This is a genomic window from Sphingopyxis sp. DBS4 (assembly GCF_024628865.1).
Classification (GTDB): domain Bacteria; phylum Pseudomonadota; class Alphaproteobacteria; order Sphingomonadales; family Sphingomonadaceae; genus Sphingopyxis.
This window is the reverse complement of sequence record NZ_CP102384.1, coordinates 1,154,860-1,177,836: the sequence shown is the minus strand read 5'-3', so window position 1 is coordinate 1,177,836 and position 22,977 is coordinate 1,154,860. Positions and strand designations below refer to the sequence as shown.

Annotated in this window: 18 protein-coding genes and 1 tRNA gene; 11 read left to right on the top strand and 8 right to left on the bottom strand. The window is 65.2% G+C overall.

Annotated elements, in window-relative coordinates; translation table 11 throughout:
- Positions 1-47: 47 nt before the first annotated feature.
- Positions 48-953, top strand: coding sequence for a hypothetical protein (locus NP825_RS05480; RefSeq protein ID WP_257549173.1), 906 nt, complete (start codon positions 48-50; stop codon positions 951-953).
- A 69-nt stretch (positions 954-1,022) separates the two neighbouring features.
- Here the strand turns inward: NP825_RS05480 and NP825_RS05475 are convergent, their stop codons facing one another.
- The 3 genes from NP825_RS05475 to NP825_RS05465 form a co-directional block, all read right to left on the bottom strand.
- Complete coding sequence (locus NP825_RS05475; protein ID WP_257549171.1) at positions 1,023-1,385, bottom strand: MbcA/ParS/Xre antitoxin family protein; 363 nt, start codon at positions 1,383-1,385, stop codon at positions 1,023-1,025.
- Positions 1,386-1,405: 20 nt separating this feature from the next.
- Entirely contained in the window at positions 1,406-2,623 is a 1,218-nt protein-coding gene (locus NP825_RS05470) for an integrase arm-type DNA-binding domain-containing protein (protein WP_257549169.1), read from the bottom strand.
- 221 nt (positions 2,624-2,844) lie between these two features.
- Positions 2,845-2,931: transfer RNA gene (locus tag NP825_RS05465), tRNA-Leu, on the bottom strand.
- 200 nt (positions 2,932-3,131) lie between these two features.
- Between NP825_RS05465 and NP825_RS05460 the strand changes: the two genes are divergently transcribed.
- The 6 genes from NP825_RS05460 to NP825_RS05435 all read left to right on the top strand — a co-directional run bounded on the left by NP825_RS05460 (position 3,132) and on the right by NP825_RS05435 (position 13,072).
- Positions 3,132-4,064: a complex I NDUFA9 subunit family protein gene (locus tag NP825_RS05460; RefSeq protein ID WP_257549167.1), complete on the top strand. Its 933-nt coding sequence runs from the start codon at positions 3,132-3,134 to the stop codon at positions 4,062-4,064.
- 126 nt (positions 4,065-4,190) lie between these two features.
- On the top strand, positions 4,191-4,991 hold the full coding sequence (locus NP825_RS05455; protein WP_257549165.1) for an undecaprenyl-diphosphate phosphatase: 801 nt from the start codon (positions 4,191-4,193) through the stop codon (positions 4,989-4,991).
- Positions 4,992-5,150: 159 nt separating this feature from the next.
- Positions 5,151-6,593 (top strand): NAD(P)-dependent oxidoreductase, encoded by a 1,443-nt coding sequence (locus NP825_RS05450; protein WP_257549163.1) that lies wholly within the window; start codon positions 5,151-5,153, stop codon positions 6,591-6,593.
- A gap of 23 nt (positions 6,594-6,616) precedes the next feature.
- Entirely contained in the window at positions 6,617-7,780 is a 1,164-nt protein-coding gene (locus tag NP825_RS05445) for a DUF2059 domain-containing protein (RefSeq protein WP_257549161.1), read from the top strand.
- Between the two features lie 65 nt (positions 7,781-7,845).
- Entirely contained in the window at positions 7,846-12,378 is a 4,533-nt protein-coding gene (gene gltB, locus NP825_RS05440) for a glutamate synthase large subunit (RefSeq protein WP_257549159.1), read from the top strand.
- 124 nt (positions 12,379-12,502) lie between these two features.
- Entirely contained in the window at positions 12,503-13,072 is a 570-nt protein-coding gene (locus tag NP825_RS05435; protein ID WP_257549157.1) for a phosphotyrosine protein phosphatase, read from the top strand.
- On the opposite strand, the gene NP825_RS05430 is transcribed toward NP825_RS05435, so the two are convergent.
- Complete coding sequence (locus tag NP825_RS05430; protein WP_257549155.1) at positions 13,041-14,249, bottom strand: carboxylate--amine ligase; 1,209 nt, start codon at positions 14,247-14,249, stop codon at positions 13,041-13,043. The two genes, NP825_RS05435 and NP825_RS05430, sit on opposite strands and share 32 nt — an antisense overlap.
- The gene (locus NP825_RS05425) at positions 14,246-15,223 is read right to left on the bottom strand and encodes a hypothetical protein (RefSeq protein WP_257549153.1); all 978 of its coding nucleotides are present in this window, start codon (positions 15,221-15,223) and stop codon (positions 14,246-14,248) included. The genes NP825_RS05430 and NP825_RS05425 overlap by 4 nt, the downstream gene beginning before the upstream one ends.
- 226 nt (positions 15,224-15,449) lie before the next feature.
- On the opposite strand from NP825_RS05425, the gene NP825_RS05420 reads away from it, so the two are divergent.
- Positions 15,450-15,878 (top strand): hypothetical protein, encoded by a 429-nt coding sequence (locus NP825_RS05420; protein ID WP_257549151.1) that lies wholly within the window; start codon positions 15,450-15,452, stop codon positions 15,876-15,878.
- Between the two features lie 66 nt (positions 15,879-15,944).
- Positions 15,945-16,616 carry a glutathione S-transferase family protein gene (locus NP825_RS05415; protein ID WP_257549149.1) on the top strand — a complete coding sequence of 224 codons (672 nt, stop codon included), beginning with the start codon at positions 15,945-15,947 and terminating at the stop codon, positions 16,614-16,616.
- A gap of 143 nt (positions 16,617-16,759) precedes the next feature.
- Here NP825_RS05415 and ubiG read toward each other — a convergent pair whose 3' ends face one another.
- On the bottom strand, positions 16,760-17,584 hold the full coding sequence (gene ubiG, locus NP825_RS05410) for a bifunctional 2-polyprenyl-6-hydroxyphenol methylase/3-demethylubiquinol 3-O-methyltransferase UbiG (RefSeq protein WP_257549147.1): 825 nt from the start codon (positions 17,582-17,584) through the stop codon (positions 16,760-16,762).
- A 241-nt stretch (positions 17,585-17,825) separates the two neighbouring features.
- Between ubiG and NP825_RS05405 the strand changes: the two genes are divergently transcribed.
- Entirely contained in the window at positions 17,826-19,076 is a 1,251-nt protein-coding gene (locus NP825_RS05405; RefSeq protein ID WP_257549145.1) for an aspartate kinase, read from the top strand.
- 2 nt (positions 19,077-19,078) lie between these two features.
- On the opposite strand, the gene NP825_RS05400 is transcribed toward NP825_RS05405, so the two are convergent.
- Together NP825_RS05400 and katG are read right to left on the bottom strand one after the other, a co-directional pair.
- Positions 19,079-19,660 (bottom strand): inner membrane-spanning protein YciB, encoded by a 582-nt coding sequence (locus NP825_RS05400; RefSeq protein ID WP_257549143.1) that lies wholly within the window; start codon positions 19,658-19,660, stop codon positions 19,079-19,081.
- A 598-nt stretch (positions 19,661-20,258) separates the two neighbouring features.
- Positions 20,259-22,436, bottom strand: coding sequence for a catalase/peroxidase HPI (gene katG, locus NP825_RS05395; RefSeq protein ID WP_257549141.1), 2,178 nt, complete (start codon positions 22,434-22,436; stop codon positions 20,259-20,261).
- 360 nt (positions 22,437-22,796) lie between these two features.
- Between katG and NP825_RS05390 the strand changes: the two genes are divergently transcribed.
- The gene (locus tag NP825_RS05390) at positions 22,797-22,952 is read left to right on the top strand and encodes a hypothetical protein (RefSeq protein ID WP_257549139.1); all 156 of its coding nucleotides are present in this window, start codon (positions 22,797-22,799) and stop codon (positions 22,950-22,952) included.
- Positions 22,953-22,977 lie beyond the last annotated feature (25 nt).

Sequence of the window (22,977 nt, the reverse complement as noted above, 5' to 3'; positions counted from 1 at the left end):
CGTACGAACCTTGATCGGACGGATATGAAAAACGGTGTAGCTCGGCGGTGATCAACCAGCTCCGAAAGAGGTTCCGATCACTTGCCGACGACTTCTTTTTCATGATCCACGATGGGCGTGCACGGCAAGTTGCGGCCTCACAAGCCGCGATCGACTACGCGACTGACGAGTTGGAGAATAGCCTGGCTGACGCACGGGCGGAACTCGCCGTCGAGCGCGAGCGATTGTTCGGCCAGAAAATTCGTGCCGCGCGCGCTGAACTGGATGCGGGGCGGCGACAACAATCTCGTCTCACTCATGAGCTGTCGGTGTTCCAGACGGACTACCCCGCCAAAATCAAAGCGAAACTTCAGACCCTGAATCTCGTGAGACACGAACTCTCACTCGTTGTGGAAGCCATCGAACAGGCCCGCGGGGACGTCGCCGAGGCGAAGCATGACATCGACCGCTGGCACCGACGAGCTAATTCGCGACTTCCTCTTTATGGCAAACATGGAAAGGAAATTCCTAACCATCGGTTTTTCTCATTCAGCAAAGCGGACCTGAGGTCTGCACATCAAAGGCGAGAAACTGCCCAAGCATCTCTCGACGGCGCGAGGTCCGAGCGCGATGCGGTAAAGTCGAGAATGCGCGGCTGCCAGATCGCAATCAGGGTGCTCAACGCCGATCGAAATCTTCGACGCAAGCTTATCGCGGAGGGACACTCCTGCGCTAGCATCCGCCGGGATCTCGACGGAGCGAGAGTAGAGGTCGAGCGGCTGGAGGCCTGGGAGCAGAGCATTCTTCAATCTGAGTGCCAATTTTGCAAAAATGGTCCTCAAGCCAGATCCATACTCGCCATCGAGGCTCAAATTTCGGAGCAGTTCGCCCGGCGCAAGGAGAGAATGGCTTTGTTCGACACCCCCGAGGAGCGCGCAAGACGTCGTGCGCGCTATTCCGACCAGACAGCATGAGCAAATCACCCGCGGCTCTGATGTCCTCCGTCCGCGGACAGAGGACATCAAACCTAACCGCCCTTTAAGCTATCCCAAGTGGAGGCCATCGACATAATCCGTCAGAGTGCTCAAACCTGAGGTTGATCGGATCAACTCGATCGGCCGGCCACCGAGATCAAGGTTCTCGCAGTGCAGCCAGGAAACCACAGCTTCATCGCTGCCTAACTCTCGGTTCAGGCTGTCAAACAGCCGCACGAGATATTGACCGGCCCGAAAGGCCGGTTCGGGTCGAGCGAGTCGGAATGTCCCGTTACGCAAGTCCGTTGCGCGATTGCCCGCTATGCCGAGGATCTCTCCAAGCAATTCGTCACCGATGCTCCAGATCGCAGCAACGCGCGCCACAGCCTCGGACAGCACGCGGCTCTGCGCGTCCGACGATGTCTCCATCATCTCCTCTTTCCGATCCACGGTCAGTCCTCCAGCAAGGCAGTGATCGCCGCTTCATCATCGCTGCGCAGCGCATCCAGATAGTCGCTCCACCATTGGTGCATCCGTACCCGCTCCTCCCAATAGGGCGTCCGGTTATAGATGCGGCGGATCTGATTGTTGTCGGCATGCGCGAGCGACCGCTCGATAGCATCGGGGTTCCACTTGCCGCACTGGTTGAGAAGCGACGAGGCCGTCGCGCGAAATCCATGGGACGTCAAATCCCGCGGCCCGTAGCCCATACGGCGATAGGCCGCATTCATCGTATTCTCGCTGAGCGGTCGCTTCCACGTGTGGAACGCCGGAAAGACATAATCCTTGCCGCCGACATAGGGCCGCAGCTCTTCTAAAAGGGCGATCACCTGCCGCGACAACGGGACATAGTGGGGCCGCCGCATCTTCATGCGCTCCGGCGGGACAGTCCAGACGGCCTTCTCGAAATCGAACTCGGCCCAGCGCGCGAGCCGCAGCTCGCCGGGCCTCGCCATGACGTGCGGCAACATCTTGCAGGCGAGCAAGGTGATCGGATAGCCCGAGTATCCGTCTAGCGCGCGAAGGAACCCACCTACCTCCTCCGGCTCGACGAGCGCGGCGTGGTGCTTCGGCCTCGGTGCAATCAGCGCACCGCGCAGAAGCGTTGTCGGATCGGAGTCCGCTCGTCCCGAAGCGGCGGCATAGCGAAACACACGGCTCGCAAAGGAACGGCAGCGACGCGCCGTCTCGAAGTGCCCTTGGGCCTCGATTTTCTTGAGCACCGCGAAGAGATCGACGGCTTGCAGGTCCGCGATGGGCGTGCCCGCGATCGGCCTAAGCTTTTCGAGAAGCCACTTCGTCTTCTCAATCGTCGCTTCGCTCCGGCCTTCCTTGGTGACCATCTCGATATATTCCTCGGCGAGATCGCCGAAACAATTCGAGGCCTTGAACTTGCCGACGAGCTTGTGACGCTTGCGTTCCGCGAGCGGATCGGTCCCCTCATGGATCTTCAGCTTGGCCTCGTCGCGCTTGCGTCGGGCTTCGGCGAGGCCGACATTCGGATAGGCGCCAAGCGCAATGCGCTTCTGCTTTCCATGCATGGTGTATTTGAACCGCCACAGGCGCGCACCGGTCGGGTGCACCTCAATGTAGAGGCTGTGGGCGTCGGAGACTTTGTAGACGCGATCCCGCGGCTTGAGGGACCTGATTTGAACATCGCTAAGAGGCACGGCTCAACTCCTTTAAAAGGGTTAGGACCGGCACCAATCACAGCGCTCGAGGCGAACGGGCCATCGAGCAAAACTCACTCCAAAAAGACGGGCCATTATGGCTTTTTTGATGGCCCGTTTCGGAGTGAGATTGTGTGAGACACCCTCGGATAATTCGGAACAAAACCCACGGAAAACTAACAGATTTCCGGGATTTTGTCGATTGCCCTGAGAAGGGTAAATGGTGCCCAGAAGAGGACTCGAACCTCCACGACCTTGCGATCGCCAGCACCTGAAGCTGGTGCGTCTACCAATTCCGCCATCTGGGCACGGGGTAGGAGCGGGCGCTTAGCGGCGCCGTGCTCGGCTTGTCAACCGCGCTGCGCATATCGAGGCATATTTTATCGGCAATCGACGGTTTCGCGCGCGCGGCGGCGCCCTGCCCCTTGCCCGCCGCGCCGCTTCGCGGCATGGGAAGCGCCTGGATGCCGCCCCGGCGGCTTTAGAGAATCGGATACAGGCGGACATCATGCAGAAGCTCGACGGACAGTTGATCACCGTTTTCGGCGGCAGCGGCTTCCTCGGCCGCTATGTCGTGCAGCGGTTACTCGCGCGCGGCGCGCGGGTGCGCGTCGCCGAGTGCGAGCCGCGCAAGGCGCTGTTTCTCAAGCCGCTCGGCGGGCTCGGCCAGACGCAGTTCGTCGCCGCCGACGTCCGCGATGCCGCCAGCGTAACGCGCGCCGTCCAGGGCAGCGACGCGGTGATCAACCTCGCCGGCAGCTTCGACGACATGAAGGCGGTGCAGGCCGATGGCGCCCGGCATGTCGCCGCCGCGGCGAAGGCGGCGGACGTCCGCGCGCTCGTTCACGTCTCGGCGATCGGCGCCGACCCCGAAGGCGCATCGGCCTATGCACGCAGCAAGGGCGCGGGCGAGGCCGCGGTGCGCGCCGCCTTCCCCGCCGCCGCGATCCTGCGCCCGTCGATCCTCTTCGGCCGCGAGGACCATTTCATCAATCGCTTCGCGGCGCTGATCCGTCTGGCGCCAGTCGTTCCGGTGATGGCGCCGAACACGAGCCTCCAGCCCGCTTATGTCGGCGACGTCGCAGACGCGGTCGTCGCGGCGCTCGGCGACACCGCTGCGGGCAAGATTTTCGAGCTCGGCGGGCCCGAGGTGCTGACGATGGCGGCGCTTCAACAGTGGGTCGCGTCAGCCACCGGACGTAAGCGGTTGTTCGTCGAGCTTCCTGACGCGGTGTCAGGCGCGATCGCGACGGCTTTCGGCTGGGCGCCGGGCGCGCCGATCACCAAGGATCAGTGGCTGATGCTCCAGCGGGACAATGTCGTGGCGGAGGACGCCGCCGGGCTTGGCCAGTTCGGCATCGTTCCGACCTCACTCGACGCGGTCGCCGGTGGCTGGCTGGTGCAATATCGCCGCCACGGGCGCTTTGCCCAGACCGCCTGACGGCCGCCCGCATCAAATCGCCGCTGGCAAAATCGCCCTGCCCCCCGTAGGTCAAGCGATGGATGGGGGCGTCCGGCGAAGGTCGGACGCCCCTTCGCATCCTCGCAACCTTGATATGGGAACTCCATGAGCATCTGGCTGACCGCGATCATCCTCGGCATTGTCGAGGGGCTGACCGAATTTCTTCCCGTCTCGTCGACCGGGCATCTGATCCTCGCGACCGAACTGCTCGGCTATGACGCGTCGAAATGGGCGGTGTTCAACATCGCGATCCAGCCGGGCGCGATCCTGGCGATCGTCGTCCTTTACCGGCATCTCTTCTGGGACATGGCGGTCGGCTTCTTCCGGCGCGACCCGCAAGCCATCGCTTTCGTATGCAACCTGCTGCTGGCCTTCATCCCCGCGGTCGTGCTCGGGCTCGCCTTCGGCGACCAGATCGAGGCGCTGCTGGAGAATGCGACCGTCGTCGCCTGGGCGCTGATCATCGGCGGCATCGGCATATTGCTCGTCGAGCGCTTCGCGAAGCCGCGGGAAAGCGGTGGAGTCGCGGCGCTGTCAGTGCGCCAATCGGTCATCGTCGGCCTCGTCCAGTGCCTCGCGATGGTCCCCGGCGTTAGCCGCTCCGGGGCTACGATCATGGGCGCGATGGCGCTGGGCGTCGACCGCAAGACCGCCGCCGAATTCAGCTTCTTCCTCGCGCTGCCGACGCTGACCGGCGCGACCGTGCTCCAGCTCGCCAAGCATCACGACGCGATCACCCGGAACGATATCGGGCTGATCGCGGTCGGCGCGCTGGTGTCGTTCGTCGTCGCCTGGGCGGTGATCAAGGCCTTCCTGGCGGTGGTCACCCGCTATGGCTTCGGACCCTTCGCCTGGTATCGAATCGTTGTCGGGGTGGCGGCGCTGGCGTGGCTCGCTGTCAGATAGGTCCGAAACGATACCAATATGCGAAAGATTATTACACGCCGCCGCCGTGAGGTCGATTTTCCCTAAATTAAGGTCAGTAATACTGTCCTGATTGCGATTTTAGTCGTGACAGGCGAATTCACGCCATGCCATCGCCCTTGGCAACGAAGGGGATACTGCATGGCTTCCGAACGCATGCTCCAATTTGTGGGGCGTGACCAATCCTATCCGGACAAGCGCTCGCCCGAGGAGCGCGCGCGCGATTTCCGCGAGATCGCCGAGCGCTACGCGGCGCCTGACGCCGATGCGCAGGCGTCGCGCTGCTCGCAATGCGGCGTGCCCTATTGCTCGGTGCATTGCCCGCTGCACAATCATATCCCCGACTGGCTGCGCCTGACCGCCGAAGGGCGACTGCGCGAGGCCTATGAGCTCAGCAACGCGACCTCGACGATGCCCGAGATTTGCGGCCGCATCTGCCCGCAGGATCGCCTGTGCGAAGGCAATTGCGTGATCGAATTTTCGGGCCATGGCGCGGTGACGATCGGCAGCGTCGAGAAATATATCACCGATACCGCCTGGGCCGAAGGCTGGGTCGAGCCGATCCGGGCGGGCAAGCCGACCGGCCAGTCGGTCGGCATCGTCGGCGCGGGCCCCGCCGGGCTGACCGCCGCCGAATATCTGCGCGTCCAGGGGCATGAGGTGCATATCTACGACCGGCACGACCGCGCCGGCGGGCTACTCACCTATGGCATCCCGGGCTTCAAGCTGGAGAAGGACGTCATCATGCGCCGCATCGAGCGGCTGGAGGAAAGCGGCATCCGCTTTCACCTGGGCTTCGCGGTCGGCGAGGATGCGACGCTCGACCAGCTTCGCGCGAAGCACGACGCGATCCTGATCGCGACCGGCGTCTACAAGGCGCGCGAGATCAACGTGCCGGGAAGCGGCGCCGAAGGCGTGATCGCCGCGCTCGACTATCTGATCGCCTCGAACCGCAAGAGCTTCGGCGACGAGGTTCCGGCTTTCGACGACGGCCGCCTGAATGCAAAGGACAAGCATGTCGTGGTGATCGGCGGCGGCGACACCGCGATGGACTGCGTCCGCACCGCGGTGCGTCAGGGCGCGAAGTCGGTCAAATGCCTCTATCGCCGCGACCGCGAGAATATGCCGGGCTCGCAGCGCGAGGTCGCCAATGCCGAAGAGGAAGGCGTCGAGTTCGTCTGGCTCTCCGCCCCCGAAAGCTTCACCGCCGACAAGCATGTGAAACAGGTCGCGGCGCAGGGAATGCGCCTCGGCGCCCCCGACGCGAGCGGCCGCCGCAGCCCCGAGCCCGATCCGGGCCGCAGCTTCGACCTGCCCGCCGACATGGTGATCAAGGCGCTCGGCTTCGATCCTGAGGAGCTGCCGCACCTGTTCGGCGCGCCCGACCTGTCCGTCACCCGCTGGGGCACGCTACGCGTCGATCATCAGACGATGATGACCAGCCTGCCGGGCGTCTTCGCGGCCGGCGACATCGTGCGCGGCGCCAGCCTGGTCGTCTGGGGCATCCGCGACGGCCGCGATGTCAGCGACCAGATGGCAAAGTGGTTGAAAGCGAAAGCGAAAAGCGAAAAGAAGGCGGCATGACCAACAGGGAAGGAAAATTGATCATGTCGACCTGGAAAACCATGCTGCTCGCCGGCGCCATGGCATTCGTGCCCATGCAGGCTTTCGCCGCGCCCGAGGAGGCCCCCGATGCCGAAATCGTCGCCCCCGCCGTCGAAAGCGATGAAGGCCACGGCATGAGCGACGAGGCCATGATGGCCGACGCCAAGGCGAAGATGCAGAAGGAAATCGATCAGGCTGTCGCGATGATCGAAAAGATATTCGGCACCGACAAACTGCCGCCGATCGCGCCCGCACAGCTCGCACTCGCGCAGCAGACGACGACCGCGCTGGTTCCGCCGGGCAGCCTGGAGAAGATGCTCGACAATCTCTATGGCAAGCTTTTCAAAGGATTGATGGACGAATTTGGCGGCACGTCCGACCTGATGCTGTCGATCAAGACCGGCGTTGAGAGCGAGAAGATCGCCGCACTCGACGATAAGACCAAACTGGCGGCGGCTGGCATCTTCGATCCCTATCGCCAGCAGCGCGAGGATCAGATCACCAACATCGTCAAACCCCTGATCAGCGAGGCGCTGACCGATCTCGAAGGGCCGATGCGGAACGGGCTGGCGCACGCCTATGCCCGCAAGTTCACCGCCCAGCAGCTCGGCGAGATGAATGCCTTTTTCGCGACCCCGGCCGGCAAGGCCTATAGCTCGGAATGGATGGCGCTCCAGGCCGATCCCGAACTGATGCTCGCGATGATCAAGGCGGTGCCGCCGCTGGTGGGCAAGTTCATGGATCGCGGCTCGGAGATCGAGGCCAAGTTCAAAGATCTGCCCAAGGAAAAGCAACTCGCCGACCTCAGCGACGCCGAACTCGCGAAGCTCGCCAAGCTGATGAAGGTCAGTGTCAAGGAGCTGAAGGCGCATCGCGACGAGTGGAATACCCCGGTCGAGGAAGCGACCGAAGCCACCGAAGCGGTTGATGCAGCGGCCGACGCCGCGGCGGCCGATGCCGATGCAGCAGCGGATGCGGCACAGGCCGCGGCCGATGCCGCCGAAGCGACGGTAGACGACCCCGCCTACAACCGCGACAATTGGTCGGAGGCTGACCGCCAGCGCGTCGAGCAGCTCGAGGAAGCGGCGAGCAACGCCTCGTCGGCCGCCTATGATGCCGAGGAACAGGCCGTCGCCAACGCTCGCAAGAAGAAGCCGTCGACCTAAGACCCCATTCTCATCCCGGCCTTCGCCGGGATGAGGAACCGGGAAGCAGACCCGTCAGGACGAATATGATGACCCATTACCCCACCCCCGATCACGCGCGGCTTGCCGAAAGCGGCATGTATCGCCCCGACCTCGAATCCGATGCCTGTGGCGTCGGGCTTGTCGCGGCGACCGACGGCAAGCCGTCGCGCCGCGTCGTCGAGGCGGCGATCGAAGCCCTGCGTGCCGTCTGGCACCGCGGCGCGGTCGACGCCGACGGCAAGACCGGCGACGGAGCGGGCATCCATGTCGACCTGCCGGTCCGCTTCTTCGACGATGCGATCGCGGCATCGGGGCACAAGGTGCGCCCGAACCGCCTCGCCGTCGGCATGGTCTTCCTCCCGCGCACCGACCTCGGCGCGCAGGAGGAGTGCCGCACGATCGTCGAGGCCGAGATCATCGACGCGGGCTTCACCATCTATGGCTGGCGCCAGGTGCCCGTCGACGTTTCGGTGATCGGCGACAAGGCGCAGCAGACGCGGCCCGAGATCGAGCAGATCATGATCGCCGGGCCGCTGCCCGACGAACAGTCGGTCGCCGAGTTCGAAAAGCAGCTCTATCTCGTCCGCCGCCGCATCGAGAAAAAGGTGATCGCGGCGCAGATCCACGATTTCTACGTCTGCAGCCTGTCGGCGCGCTCGATCATCTACAAGGGACTGTTCCTCGCGGAGAGTCTGGCCGATTTCTATCCCGACCTCACGAACAAGCTGTTCGAGAGCCGGGTCGCGATCTTCCACCAGCGCTATTCGACCAACACCTTCCCGCAATGGTGGCTCGCCCAGCCCTTCCGCTGCCTCGCCCACAATGGCGAGATCAACACGATCCGCGGCAACAAGAACTGGATGAAGAGCCACGAGATCAAGATGGCGAGCCTCGCCTTCGGCGAGCATTCGGAGGATATCAAGCCGGTGATCCCGGCGGGCGCGTCGGACACCGCGGCGCTCGACGCGGCGTTCGAGACCTTGTGCCGCGCCGGCCGCGACGCGCCGACTGCCAAGCTGATCCTCGTCCCCGAAGCCTGGGGCCATGACGACGACATCCCCGACGCGCATAAGGCGATGTACAGCTACCTTGCCAGCGTGATGGAGGCTTGGGACGGCCCCGCCGCGCTCGCGATGACCGACGGCCGTTGGGCGGTCGCGGGGATGGACCGCAACGCGCTCCGCCCGCTGCGCTACACGCTGACCGCCGACAATCTGCTCGTCGTCGGCTCCGAAAGCGGCATGGTGCTGCTGCCCGAGGCGAGCATCCGCAAGAAGGGCCGCCTCGGCCCCGGCCAGATGATCGCGGTCGACCTTGACGAGGGCACGCTCTACGAAGACCGCGCGATCAAGGACAAGATCGCCGGCGACGCCGACTATGCCGCGCGCGTCAAGGGCTTCCGCACCATGGCCGACCTGCCCAAGGGCGGCAAGGCGACGCTCGAGCCGTGGGACCGCGCCGAACTGCTGCGCCGCCAGGTCGCGGCTGGCCTCACCATGGAGGATATGGAACTCATCCTCTCCCCGATGGTCGAGGACGCGAAGGAAGCGATCGGGTCGATGGGCGACGACACCCCGCTCGCGGTCATCTCCGACAAGCCGCGCCACGTCGCGCAATTCTTTCGCCAGAATTTCAGCCAGGTCACCAATCCGCCGATCGACAGTCTGCGCGAGCGGCATGTGATGAGCCTTAACACGCGCTTCTCCAACCTCGGCAATATCCTCGACGAAAAGGGGCAGAGCGCGCACGTCCTCGTGATCGATTCACCCGTCCTCGTCGGCGACGACTGGGACCGGCTGCGCGCCTATTTCGGCGATGCCGTCGCCGATATCGACTGCACCTTCGCCGCCGGCAGCGACGCATCGGCGCTCCGCGAGGCGATCGCGCGCATCCGCCGCGAGGCAGAGGATGCGGTGCGCGCCGGGCGCAGCGAATTGTTCCTGTCCGACCAGAAGATCGGCGAAGACCGCGTCGGGGTCGCGATGGTGCTCGCCGCCGCCGCGGTCCACACCCATCTCGTCCGCAAGGGCCTGCGCAGCTACGCCTCGATCAACGTCCGTTCGGCCGAGGTGCTCGATACCCATGCCTTCGCGGTGCTGATCGGCGTCGGCGCGACGACCGTCCACGCCTATCTCGCCGAAGCCGCGATCGCCGACCGCCACGCGCGCGGCCTGTTCGGCGGTGACCTGTCGCTGGGCGACTGCCACCTCCGCTATCGCAAGGCGATCGACGACGGCCTGCTCAAGATCATGGCGAAGATGGGGATCGCGGTGGTCTCCTCCTATCGCGGCGGCTATAATTTCGAGGCGGTCGGCCTCAGCCGCGCGCTCGTCAACGACCTCTTCCCCGGCATGCCCGCGAAGATTTCGGGCGAGGGCTATCAGTCGCTGTTCATCAATGCGACCGAGAAGCATGAGGCCGCGTTCGACGCCCGCGTCACCACCCTGCCCGTCGGCGGCTTCTACCGCCATCGCGCGGGCGGCGAGACGCACGCCTATTCGGCGCAGCTCATGCACCTTCTCCAGACCGCGGTCGCGACCGACAGCTACTCGACCTACCTCCAGTTCGCGCGCGGTATCGCCGACCTGCCGCCGGTCTATCTGCGCGACCTGATGGAATTCAACTATCCGGCGCAGGGCGTTGCGCTCGACAGCGTCGAGGCGATCACCGAGATCCGCAAGCGCTTCGTCACCCCCGGCATGTCGCTGGGCGCGCTGTCGCCCGAAGCGCATGAGACGCTGGCGATCGCGATGAACCGCATCGGCGCGAAAGCGGTGTCGGGCGAAGGCGGCGAGGCGAGCGAGCGCTACCAGCCCTATGCCAACGGCGATAACGCCAACAGCAACATCAAGCAGATCGCGAGCGGCCGCTTCGGCGTCACCGCCGAATATCTCGGCGCCTGCGACGAGATCGAGATCAAGGTCGCGCAGGGCGCCAAGCCCGGCGAGGGCGGCCAGTTACCCGGATTTAAAGTCACCGAGTTCATCGCGCGCCTGCGTCACTCGACGCCGGGCGTGATGCTGATCTCACCCCCGCCGCATCACGACATCTATTCGATCGAGGATCTGGCCCAGCTCATCTACGACCTCAAGCAGATCAACCCGAAAGCGCGCGTCTGCGTCAAGCTCGTGAGCTCGGCGGGCATCGGCACCGTCGCGGCGGGCGTCGCCAAGGCGCACGCCGACGTCATCCTCGTCTCGGGCAACACCGGCGGCACCGGCGCTTCGCCCCAGACCAGCATCAAATATGCCGGCACCCCATGGGAAATGGGCCTGTCCGAGGTCAATCAGGTGCTTACGCTCAACGGCCTGCGCCATCGCATCCGCCTGCGCACCGACGGCGGGCTCAAGACCGGCCGCGACATCGTGATCGCCGCCATATTGGGCGCCGAGGAATATGGCATCGGCACTTTGAGCCTCGTCGCGATGGGCTGCATCATGGTGCGCCAGTGCCATAGCAACACCTGCCCGGTCGGCGTCTGCACGCAGGACGAGAAATTGCGCGCGAAGTTCACGGGTTCGCCGGAGAAGGTGATCAACCTGATGACCTTCATCGCCGAGGAAGTGCGCGAAATTCTCGCCAAGCTCGGCTGCCGCAGCCTCGACGAGGTGATCGGCCGCACCGAACTCCTGCGTCAGGTCAGCCGCGGCGCCGAGCATCTCGACGACCTCGACCTCAATCCGATCCTTGCCAAGGTCGACGCGCCCGACGAGGAACGCCGCTCGCAGGGTCCGAACTTCCGCAACCCGGTGCCCGACAGCCTCGACGCGCAAATCCTCAGCGACGCGAAGCCTTTGTTCGAGCGCGGCGAGCGGATGCAGCTCACCTACAATGTCCGCAACACTCACCGCGCCGTCGGCACCCGCCTGTCGGCCGAGGTCACCGCGCGCTTCGGGATGAACGGGCTCGCCGACGACCATGTCCAGGTGCGCCTGCGCGGCACCGCGGGCCAGTCGCTCGGCGCTTTCCTGTGCAGCGGCATCACCTTGGAAGTGTTCGGCGACGCCAACGACTATGTCGGCAAGGGCCTGTCGGGTGGGCGCATCATCGTGCGCCCGACCGTGTCGAGCCCGCTCGTCAGCCAGCACAACAGCATCGTCGGCAACACCGTCCTCTATGGCGCGACCGCCGGCACCCTGCTCGCGGCGGGTCAGGCAGGCGAGCGTTTCGCGGTCCGCAACTCGGGCGCAAAAGTCGTGGTCGAGGGCTGCGGCGCCAACGGCTGCGAATATATGACCGGCGGCACCGCCGTGATTCTCGGCCCCGTGGGGTCGAACTTCGGCGCGGGCATGACCGGCGGCATGGCTTTCGTGCTCGACACCGACGCCGGCTTCGAGCGCCGCGCGAACGGCGAATCGATCGTCTGGCAGCGACTTGCGAGCGGCCATTGGGAAGCCGTGTTAAAAGCCCTCGTCGAGGAACATGCGCACGCCACGGGCAGCAAATGGTCGGCCGAAATCCTTGCCGATTGGGACCGTTGGCGCGATCGTTTCTGGCAGATATGCCCGAAGGAAATGCTGAGCCGCCTCGCCCATCCGCTGACTGAAGAGACGATGGAGGTCGTTGCCGCGGAATAGGCAACGCCTTTCACCATCGGCCATCGTCGCTATCGGGATGCGGCATTAACGGAGTGCTGACACCTTCCTCCTATGCGCGATGAGCGCCTGGAAAGAATGGCTGGGCTGAAAAGGCTATGCAATGATGTCCCCCGGCCTCTCGCACCGGATCAACGCCCGTTTTGGCACCACGCGCGGCCTTGTACGGCTGATCCTGTCCTATGGCGAAACGACGCTGGGGTTAGCCTCAGTCGAGGAGCCGGATGCGGAGGCGGTGCGGCGGCTCGTTTTCGTCTGCCACGGCAATATCTGCCGCAGCGCTTTCGCCGACGTTGCAGCGGCCGAGGCGGGGCTCGCCACCGCTTCCTTCGGTCTTTCGGCTTCGCATGGCGCGCCGGCGCACCCGCCGGTCGTCGCGATCGCCGGGGAAATGGGGATCGATCTTAGTCGACATCGCGCCACGGAGCGCGAGGCCTATCAGCCGCAGCCCGGCGATCTGCTGCTCGCGATGGAAGCGCGCCAGCTTCGCCGGATCGCCGCCGACGAACGGCTCGCGCATCTGCCGCGCACGCTGCTCGGCCTCTACACCCGCCCGGTCATGCCGCACCTTCACGACCCTTACCGGCTGAACGATCCCTATACGCGCGCCTGTCTTCAGCGGATCGCCGGCGCAATCCCCGAGCTCAGCTCCCGCTTCCCAAAAGCCGCGCGATGATCCCGGCCAGATCGGCCAGCGTCGGCACCGGATCGGAGAATTTGGCCACATAATAGCCGGTATCGAACCGAAAGAAATCGGCCGCATAGGTGGTCAATTCACGCAATTTTTCGCCCGCCGGCAGGTCTTTGGCCCGCAGTTGATCGACCAATCGCTTGGTATCGGGCAGCACATAGCGGGCGCGATGGTCGCGATACCCCGATGCCAATTGGCCCGCGACACCGCCCACGAGGCTGCGATAGAGCGCGAAGGCGAAATGCGCCCCGCTCTGGCTGGCAAGCGGCAGGCTGCCCCACAATCGCCCATTGACCTCCATCAACCAATAGCGGCCGCTCGCCGCGTCGTGGCGATATTCGACCATCGCGGGCCCTTCCCACCCGATCGCACGCAGCAAGGCTTCCGATTTTTCCATCTGCGCGCGATGGTCGGACAGCGGCACCGACCGACACAGGGTCGATATGCCCCCGCTCGCGGGATATTCGCGCAGCCTTTCATGCTGAAAGCGCAGCGTTGCCCGGCCGCCTTCCATCATCAGCATCTGGCCGAAGCCATAGCCCTGACACCAGCTCTGGACGAGCGGATAGACGCCGAGCGGATCGTAGCGTCGCAGGATCGCGACCAGCGCTTCGGCGCCATCGGCGCGCTCGGCCTTCTCGAAGCCGATGCCCGCCGCTTCCAGCCGCTCCCACATCGCGGGCGGATCGCTCCATTTCAGGATAACCGGATAGGCAATATCCGCCGCCTTCGCCTCGAAATCCTGACCGGCCAGCGGTTGCCAGGTGTCGGGAACCTCGATTCCCGTCTCGCGCGCCCGCGCCAGCGTGTTGAGCTTGTCGAGCACGAGGTCGAGTTGTTCGTGCCGGGGGCTGGCGATCCGGCACCCGCCGATCGCAGGCGGCATGTCGGCGAGTTCGAGCAGGTCGGCTTCGCTGATCGGGATCACCGCCCCCGCCCCGCTCGCCGCGACGACCTCGGGCAGCCAGTCGGCTAGCGGAACGCCCCGGGGGCGCAGGATATGCTGGCGGGTGTAACGCGAATGGCCCCCGATCGACCAGCGCGAGCGCCCGGCCGCGATCACCGGCACGCCGTGCGCCCCCAGTTCGCGCACCACCGTCAGTCCGATGCTGCTGTCGACGCCGAGGACGATGGCCGGGGGCAGTCCCCGATCGCGGGTCATGCCGGGCGGAGCCGGCGCTCGTAGCGCCACGTGCCGATCATCTGCTCGGCCATGCGCAGCCCGGTTCGCACCGTGCTCGGCCCCAGTCGCGGCGACGACGCCCGACCGGTCCGCGGCGCCGCAAGCGTCGCGAAGCCGCGCGATTCGATCCGCGGTTCGCGCGCGATATGGCGGCAGAGTGATTCAAGGCGGCGCATCACCATGCGGTTGGGCCGCTGCCGGTCGCGCGAGAGCATCTCGAAACTATGGGTGACGATCATGAACAACGGCGCGCCGGACTCGCAGGCATGGTCGAGCGCGGCACTCATTTCGCGCGACGACAGCGCGCAGACCTGCGCGGGACGGAAATGACCCGGTCGATCCTCGATGCCCGAAACGGGTATTTCGATCAGCGATCCGACCGCCACCGGGTCGGACGCCGCCACTGGCAGGCTGATCGCGCATCCGCGCCCGGCATAGTCGGGATTGAAGCTGCTGTCCCAGCTCAGTCCCAGCGCCTCGAGCGCGGCGAGCGTGCGATCGTCGGCGCCGAAATTCCCGGCGCGAAAGGCGGTCGGAGCGGGCGCGCCCGCCTGTACCAGCGCGTCGCGCGCCCAACCGAGCAGCGCGATCTGGTCGGACAGCGAGAAATCGCCGATATTGCGCCCGCGCCGTCCCTCGACCGGCGAATCCTTCGCCCATTCCAGCCATTCGGTGTGGATGTGAAGCTGCACCTCGTGCCCGCGCGCCAGGATCGGCTCGATCATCCGCGCGACGATCTCGGGGCCGTGGACGAGGCCCGGCATCGGATCGACGAAGAAGACCCCGCGTACCCCGTGGCGGTCGAACCGGTCCATCTGCCAGCCGACGCCGAACGCGCCCGCCGCCGTCTCGCCCAGCACCGATTGCCGCAGATTCTCCTCGACCGGCAGGCCGTTCGCCTGCCGCCCCGCGGACAATTCGGTGTCTATCGTGATCAGCGCGGCAACGCTCATATCATCTCATTCCGGTCGCAGATGCGAAAGCTGCCCCCGTCCTAGCAGCGAATAGCTCATAAATCGGTAACGCGGGCGGCGGTCAAGGGCGGTGATTCCGTGGCAAGTCAGACATTTGTCGTACCTCCGCCTCCTGTCGTCGCAGCGCACCCAGGCGTTCAGCGCAGCGAAAGCGTCTTCTCTTTATAGGCACCCTTCGCTTTCCCCATCCCGAAAGGATGAAGCCGTGCGCCTGACCATCGCTGCCCTTCCCCTGCTGGCACTTCTCGCACCGCTGCCCGCCGCCGCTGCCGACCCTGCGGCCGGACGCGCCGTCGCGACGCTCAACGATCCCGCGATGCAGAACCGCATGGCCGATACCGTCACCGCGCTCGTCGGCGCGTTGATGCAGATGAAGGTCGGCCCGCTCGCCGAAGCCGTCGCGCGCGTCGATCCCGAATCCGACGCGGCCTATATCCCGCCCGACGCCACGGTCGGCGACATCGCCGGACGCGATCCCCATTATGCCGAGCGCATGGGCGACGACGTCCGCGCCGGCACCCGCATGGCCGGCCACGCCGCCTCGGCGCTCGCGGCTTATGCCCCCGTTCTCAAGGATATGGCACGCGATCTTGCGGCGCAATGGGAGCGCGAACGCGCGGCCGCGCGGCGCTGAGCATCTTGCCTTCCGTCATTCGCATAGCCGTTGCGCCCGGCGCCTCCCTGCCGCTATGCCGGACCCATGTGGCAACTCTATCAATTCCCGCTCTGTCCCTTTTCGCGCAAGATCCGGCTTTTGCTGGGGGAGAAGGGAGTCGGCTATGAATTGGTGCGCGAATCGCCATGGGAGCGCCGCGACGAATTCGTCGACCTGAACCCTGCGGGGCGCACTCCCGTCATGGTCGATCAGGACCGCGGACAGGTGCTGATCGACAGCAATGCGATCGCCGAATATTTCGAAGAGACGGTCGAGGGCAAGGCGATGATCAACGGCACCGCCGCCAGCCGGGCCGAGATCCGCCGTCTCGTCGCCTGGTTCGACCAGGATTTCTATTATGAGGTCACCGGGCCTTTGCTGTTCGAGCGGATGCAGAAGCGCATCGTCCACCGCCAACCGCCCGACGGCGGCGCGCTGCGCGAGGCGATGAAGGCGGCGAACCAGCATCTCGACTATATCGACTATCTGATCGACCACCGCACCTGGCTCGCCGGCGCGACGATGAGCCTCGCCGATCTGGCGGCCGCAGCGCATATCTCGGTCGCCGACTATCTCGGCGGCATCGACTGGACCGGGCACGAGCAGACCAAGGGCTGGTATTCGGGCCTCAAGTCGCGCCCCAGCTTCCGCCCCCTTCTCGCCGAGCGGATGGAAATCATCACGCCGCCGAAATATTATGAGGATGTGGATTTTTGACGCGCCACGGAATGCGAAGCGTTCCGAAGCGTCAACCCCCGCGAAAGCGGGGGTCGGTGGCAGCCTGATAGCACCACAGCGGAATAAACCGACAGCGGCCCCCGCCTTTGCGGGGGCGACGTCACGTTAAATAGGGACTGTCCCTATTTATTGTGCCGCGCCGCGATCAGATAGTTGAGTGCCTCGCTGCCCCCCAGCTTGAAACCGCGCGCGGGTGACGGCGACAGGCCGGTGCGGTCGATCACCTCCAGCCCGGCGCCTTCCAGCAATCCCGCCAATTCCTCGGGCTTCAGGAACTGGTCCCAGTCGTGCGTCCCGCGCGGCACCGCGCCGACGCGCTCGGCCGCCTCGACGAGCAGCAGCTTCGACCATAGGGTGCGGTTCGGGGTCGACAGGATCATCAGCCCGCCCGGCGCGAGCCGCGCCGCGAGTTCGGCGACGAAGGCAGCGGGATCGGTCACATGCTCGACGACCTCCATCGAGGTGACGAGGTCGAACTGCGTCTTCTTCCGGCTTCCGTTCGTGTCGAGCGAAGTCGAGACACCTCGCGTCCGTGCGCGGCCGACGGGCATCTCGACTTCGCTCGATGCGAACGGATTTTGAGAATCCAGCGTCGCCAGTTCGCCCGCGACATAGGTAATCGCCAGCCCCTGCCCCGCCGCATGACCCTGCGCTGCGACGATATTCTCGGGCGCCGCATCGACCCCCGTGACCTTCGCGCCCATCCGCGCCAGCGGCTCGGCGAGCAGCCCGGCACCGCAACCGACGTCGAGCGCGCAGCGCCCGGCGAGCGGGTGGCGCTCGCGCGCATCGACCTGCCAATGCATGTCGATCTGTTCGCGAATATAGGCAAGCCGCACCGGGTTCAGCCGGTGCAGCATCGCCGACGAGCCGTGCGGATCCCACCAGTCGGCGGCGAGCGCGCCGAAATGGGCGGCTTCATTCGGATTGATCGTCGCGGCGCTCATGCTTTGCGATGTGGCACCGCGCCTTCACCGGCGCAAGAAAATCACCTCCATGGAGTATAAATTTAGATGTCTTGCGACCGATTGCCCCGAAAATTTGGATTTTCGTTTCCCATCACAAGAAAATTTACTCCTCTAAGGGGTATCCCCGCCTTGCCATCGCCCTCCCCCTTCCCTAACAGCCGGACGCCGCAGAAATCCAAGTGGTTGCGGCGGAAACCAGTTTTCGAAAAGGCGGGGCGAGATGGCGCGGATCGTGATGAAATTCGGGGGCACGTCGATGGCGGGCACCGAGCGGATTCGCACCGTCGCGAAACTCGTCGCGCGCGAAGTGGGACAAGGCAACGAGGTTGCCGTCGTCGTTTCGGCGATGGCCGGCGAGACCGACCGGCTCGTGGGTTTCTGCCGCGAGGCGAACCCGCGCTACGACCCCGCCGAATATGACGTCGTCGTCGCCGCGGGCGAGCAGGTCACCTCGGGCCTGCTCGCGCTGACGCTTCAGGCGATGGGCGTCCCGGCGCGAAGCTGGCTCGGCTGGCAGCTCCCGATCCGCACCGAGGAAGCGCACGCGCGCGCGCGCATCGCGGGGATCGACACCGGCGCGTTGCTCGCCGCGATGGGCAAGGGCGAGGTCGCGGTGATCCCCGGCTTTCAGGGCATGATGGACGACGGCCGCGTCGCGACGCTCGGCCGCGGCGGGTCGGACACCAGCGCGGTCGCGGTCGCCGCGGCGGTGAAGGCCGACCGCTGCGACATCTATACCGACGTCGACGGCGTCTACACGACCGACCCGCGCATCGTCGCCCGCGCGCAGAAGCTCGACTATGTCACCTATGAGGAAATGCTCGAACTGGCGAGCGTCGGCGCCAAGGTGCTCCAGACCCGCTCGGTCGGCCTCGCGATGAAGGAGGGCGTGCGCGTTCAGGTGCTCTCCAGCTTCGTCGAGGGCGACGAGGCGCCGAAGCAGGGCACTATGATCGTCAGCGACGAGGAAATAGAGGAACTTCAAATGGAACGGCAGCTGATCACCGGCATCGCCCACGACAAGAATGAGGCGAAGATCATCGTCACCCGCGTCCCCGACAAGCCGGGCGGCGTCGCCAACATCTTCGGCCCGCTCGCCGCGGCCGGGATCAATGTCGACATGATCATCCAGAACGTCGGCCGCGACAAGGGCGAGACCGACGTGACCTTCACCGTTCCCGCCACCGACCTCATCCGCTCGATCGACCTGCTCGAAGGGTCGAAGGAGAAGATCGGCTTCAACCGCATCCTGTCCGACGACAAGGTCGCCAAGGTCAGCGTCGTCGGCGTCGGCATGAAGAGCCACGCGGGGGTCGCGAGCACGATGTTCCGCGCGCTGGCCGACCGCGGCATCAACATCCAGGCGATCTCGACCAGCGAGATCAAGGTCAGCGTGCTGATCGACGAGGATGAAACCGAACTCGCGGTGCGCGTGCTGCACACCGCCTATGGTCTCGACGCCGCCGACTGATCCTATTCGGCGGCGACCGGCTGCAACCCGCCCGCGCGGCGGCGCAGCCGGACCTGCCCGATCCATTGCACGACGCTGAAATGCACCGCGAACAGCGCGGCTTTCGACGCGAGCGGAAACACGCCGACGAACAGCGGCCACCAGGCGGTGAAGCCGATCGCGATCACCAGATTGGCGACGGCGGTGAAAAACATCATTGCCGCCCACACATAGCCGAAGCGATCCATGACATCGCCGACCAACTCGACCTGCTCGGGCGGAATATAACGGTTGAGCCAGCCGCGGCGCAACATCGCGGCGCCGACGATCAGATAGACGACCGAGGGCTTCGCCATCACGAAGCGCGGGTCGCCGGTCAGCATCGTCGCGGCGGCCGAGAAGACCACCATCGCAAGACTGATCCACTGGAGCGCCGCCACCGGCCGCCCGCGCGCAAGCTCGTGGCCGACCACCGCCACCGCGACCACCATCCCCGCGATCGTCGCGGGAACGATCCCCACCCCGACGCCGAGCAGGACGGCAAAGACGATCACGCCCAGCGAATCGAAGATCATCGGCCCGACGGCATAGAGCAGGTTGCGCATGGCTCGTCCTTTTCGCGACTCAATGTTGTCGTCGTAAACATTGCCTGCGAGGCCGCGGCAGGTCAAGTTGAAATTTACGGTGTCAACATTGAGGCGGACAGAAAGATTCGGAGTCCGGATCGAGTCCGGGATGACGAAGATCTGGAAACGTCCGTTTTCGACCGATTGAGGACGCCCGGCATCTCCTAACTTTGTCATCCCCGCGAAAGCGGGGACCCAGAGCGTGCGTCGGCTAACCCCACACTGGGTTCCCGCTTTCGCGGGAATGACGAAAGTGGGGAGTGTCCGCTCTCCACCCCAATGCCGCCGCCCCCAGATAATCCTTTCCTACATTCTCCCACCATGCTCCAAACTGACGGATGGAGCACACGCCGCCGCCATCGCCTTCGCGCGGCACACGACCCGCTCACCTCCCCCTGCCCGCCCGTCTTAAAGCGACAAAGGAGACAATATGGACGCGCACGTCCGTATCCTTTGTCGCTTTAAGCCCAAAAGAAAGGCCCGCCCCCGGGCCCATATCCCCGGAGGCGGGCCCACGACCCGTCATCCTAACCGCCGCCGGTCCCGCGGCATGATGCGGGACCGGCAGGTCCGCAGATTAGCCGACGTCGAAACGGTCGGCGTTCATCACCTTGACCCAGGCCTTGACGAAGTCGCGCACGAACTTCTCCTCATGCCCCTTCTCGGCATAGACTTCGGCGGTGGCGCGAAGCTGCGAGTTGGAGCCGAAGATCAGGTCGGTGCGCGTCGCGCGCCAGCGCTCGGTGCGGCCGCCGCGGTCGTAGCCGATGAACTCCTCGTCGCCGCTCGCATCGACCACTTCCCAGATCGTGTCCATGTCGAGCAGATTGACGAAGAAGTCGGTGGTGAGTTGCCCGACGCGGTTCGTGAACACGCCGTGCCTGCTGCCGCCCTGGTTCGCGCCGAGGACGCGCAGGCCCCCGACCAGAACCGTCAGTTCGGGCACCGACAGGCCGAGCAGCGACGCGCGATCGAGCATCAGTTCCTCGGTCTTCACGCTGTGCTTGGTGGCGAGATAGTTGCGGAAGGCGTCGGCCCTCGGCTCCATCACCTCGAAGCTCTCGACGTCAGTCCACTCCTGCGCCGCGTCGCCGCGGCCGCCGGTGAAAGGCACCGCGACGTCGAAGCCCGCATCCTTCGCCGCCTTCTCGACCGCCGCGCTGCCCGCAAGGACGATCGCGTCGGCGAGCGACAGGCTGCCGCGCAGTTCATCGATCTTGCCGAGCACTTTCGCAAGCTCGGCCGGGTCGTTGACCGCCCAGTCCTTCTGCGGCGCCAGCGCGACGCGCGCGCCGTTGGCGCCGCCGCGAAAGTCGGTCTTGCGGAAGGTCGAGGCCGACGCCCAGGCCGCCTTGACGAGTTCGCCGACGGTCAGCCCCGAGGCGAGGATCGCACTCTTGAACGCCGCGACGTCACCGTCCGACGGCTTGCTCCCCGCCGGCACCGGGTCCTGCCAGATCAGATCTTCAGCCGGCACTTCGGGGCCGAGGTAGCGGACCTTCGGTCCCATGTCGCGATGGCAGAGCTTGAACCAGGCGCGCGCGAAGGCGTCCTTGAACGCTTCATGGTCGTTCCTGAACTTCTCCGAAATCCGGCGCAGTTCGGGGTCCATCTTCAGCGCCATGTCGGCGGTGGTCATCATCGTCGGCACCTTTTTGCCCGGATTATGGGCGTCGGGGGCCATGTCCTCTTCTTTCTGGTTGATCGGCTGCCACTGCTGCGCGCCGGCAGGGCTCTTCACCAGCTCGTAATCATAGTCGAGGAGCAGGCGGAAATAATTTTCCGACCACTCAGTCGGCGTGTTCACCCACGCGCCCTCGATGCCGCTGGTGATCGCGTGCGCGCCCACCCCGGTCTCGAAGCTGCTCGTCCAGCCGAGCCCCATCAGCGAGATGTCGGCGGCTTCGGGCGCCGCGCCGACCAGGCTCGCATCGCCCGCGCCATGCGCCTTGCCGAAGGTGTGGCCGCCGGCGGTGAGCGCCACCGTCTCCTCATGGCTCATCGCCATGCGCTCGAAGGTGATCTTGATGTCGCGCGCCGATTGCAGCGGGTCGGGATTGCCGCCCGGCCCTTCGGGATTGACGTAGATCAGGCCCATCTGGATCGCCGCGAGCGGGTTTTCGAGGTCGAGTTCCTTGTCGGGGTCGATGCGCGTCTGGACGCCTTCGTTGACCCATTGCTCCTCGGCGCCCCAATAGATATCGCGCTCGGCCTCATAGACGTCCTTGCGACCGCCGCCGAAGCCGAACACCGGGCCGCCCATCGATTCGATCGCGACATTGCCGGTCAGGATGAACAGGTCCGCCCACGAGATCTTCGCGCCATATTTCTGCTTGATCGGCCACAGCAGGCGCCGCGCCTTGTCGAGATTGCCGTTGTCCGGCCAGCTGTTGAGCGGCGCGAAGCGCTGCTGCCCGCTGTTCGCGCCGCCGCGGCCGTCGGCGGTGCGATAGGTACCCGCGGCGTGCCACGCCATGCGGATGAAAAAGGGGCCGTAATGCCCATAGTCGGCGGGCCACCACGGTTTGCTGTCGGTCATCAGCGCGGTGATGTCGGCCTTCAGCGCCTGATAGTCGAGCGACTGGAAGGCCTTGGCATAGTCGAAATCCTCACCCATCGGATCGGGCGAGGCGCCGTTCTGGGTCAGGATGTCGAGCGGCAGCGCGTCGGGCCACCAATCCTTGTTCGTGCGGCCGAGCAGTGAGCGGAAACGGTCCTTGCCGCCAAAGGGGCAGCCTGTCTGGGGGGCGTTCATGCAGTCTCTCCTCTCTTATGGATATTATGCGGTCATGATGCGGCGGAATGACGCGAGCGTGACGCAGACGCCCGCTTCATCGGCCTTGCCGGAAACGGTCGGCGCGTACGGACGTCGAGTCGATGGCGTCATCCTTTCGTTCTTGCCGGGTCAGGTTACGCCGCACCTCTCAATCGACCTAAACGAATAAGCCGGACATAGTCATCGAACGAACCGATCAGACGCGGGCCGGTTGCCTCTATGGGAGGGGTCCGTCCCGCTCCGGCCACGGCCCGGCGAAGTCCCGCAACATTGGCCGCCGCGGCGGGTTGCTGAAGGGTCGCGACATGATGGCATGGCGCGGCAGCAGGAGTATGGAAAGTGGCTAACAACCCCAACCAGCAGAACCACAAGAACCCGCAGGCGGACCGCGACGAGGAACAGCGTCGCCAGCAGCAACAGCAGGGTGGTCAGGATCGCCAGCAGGGCGGCCAACGTTCCGATCAGGATCGGAACAGGAATCCGCAGCAGCGCTGATCCAGCCTGCGTGAAAAAGGGCCGC

Bases quoted from the DNA above. Each gene is read 5' to 3' on its own strand.
- NP825_RS05445 (WP_257549161.1), top strand. From the start codon at position 6,617: ATGTCGACCTGGAAAACCATGCTGCTCGCCGGCGCCATGGCATTCGTG.
- katG (WP_257549141.1), bottom strand. From the start codon at position 22,436: ATGAACGCCCCCCAGACAGGCTGCCCCTTTGGCGGCAAGGACCGTTTC.
- NP825_RS05460 (WP_257549167.1), top strand. From the start codon at position 3,132: ATGCAGAAGCTCGACGGACAGTTGATCACCGTTTTCGGCGGCAGCGGC.
- NP825_RS05475 (WP_257549171.1), bottom strand. From the start codon at position 1,385: ATGATGGAGACATCGTCGGACGCGCAGAGCCGCGTGCTGTCCGAGGCT.
- NP825_RS05455 (WP_257549165.1), top strand. From the start codon at position 4,191: ATGAGCATCTGGCTGACCGCGATCATCCTCGGCATTGTCGAGGGGCTG.
- ubiG (WP_257549147.1), bottom strand. From the start codon at position 17,584: ATGAGCGCCGCGACGATCAATCCGAATGAAGCCGCCCATTTCGGCGCG.
- NP825_RS05430 (WP_257549155.1), bottom strand. From the start codon at position 14,249: ATGACCCGCGATCGGGGACTGCCCCCGGCCATCGTCCTCGGCGTCGAC.
- NP825_RS05405 (WP_257549145.1), top strand. From the start codon at position 17,826: ATGGCGCGGATCGTGATGAAATTCGGGGGCACGTCGATGGCGGGCACC.
- NP825_RS05415 (WP_257549149.1), top strand. From the start codon at position 15,945: ATGTGGCAACTCTATCAATTCCCGCTCTGTCCCTTTTCGCGCAAGATC.
- NP825_RS05435 (WP_257549157.1), top strand. From the start codon at position 12,503: ATGTCCCCCGGCCTCTCGCACCGGATCAACGCCCGTTTTGGCACCACG.
- NP825_RS05400 (WP_257549143.1), bottom strand. From the start codon at position 19,660: ATGCGCAACCTGCTCTATGCCGTCGGGCCGATGATCTTCGATTCGCTG.
- gltB (WP_257549159.1), top strand. From the start codon at position 7,846: ATGATGACCCATTACCCCACCCCCGATCACGCGCGGCTTGCCGAAAGC.
- NP825_RS05450 (WP_257549163.1), top strand. From the start codon at position 5,151: ATGGCTTCCGAACGCATGCTCCAATTTGTGGGGCGTGACCAATCCTAT.
- NP825_RS05425 (WP_257549153.1), bottom strand. From the start codon at position 15,223: ATGAGCGTTGCCGCGCTGATCACGATAGACACCGAATTGTCCGCGGGG.